At 47.0% G+C, this 443-nt stretch carries 1 pseudogene; it reads left to right on the forward strand.

The features are described 5' to 3' along the window. Nucleotides 1–443: pseudogene (locus tag A3756_RS03570) on the forward strand (tRNA (guanosine(37)-N1)-methyltransferase TrmD); the annotation flags it as partial.

Below are 443 nucleotides of genomic sequence, written 5' to 3' on the forward strand. Positions count from 1 at the left end.
TTGGACTGGTTACGCTTTTTCCTGAAATGTTTCGCTCTCTAGAAGATCATGGTGTCGTTGGGCGGGCAGTAAAGAAAGGGCTAATAGCTCTGGATTATTGGAATCCTCGAGAGTTCACCCATGATAAGCACCGTACGGTCGATGATAGACCTTATGGTGGTGGCCCGGGAATGTTGATGAAAGTGCAGCCTTTGCAGGATGCTATTCACGACGCTAAGGCAAAGATGGTGCAGGACCTAAAGCACGATCAGCCCGAGAAGGTGGTATCACTACGTACTGTATACCTGTCACCTCAAGGACAGCGCCTAGACCATAAGAAAGCTGTGGAACTGGCTGAATATGACGGATTGATTTGCGTCTGTGGTCGATATGAGGGAGTTGACGAGCGCTTAATCGAAGCTGAAATTGATGAAGAAATATCAATTGGTGATTTCGTATTGAGT

This window comes from Oleiphilus sp. HI0086, from assembly GCF_001635225.1.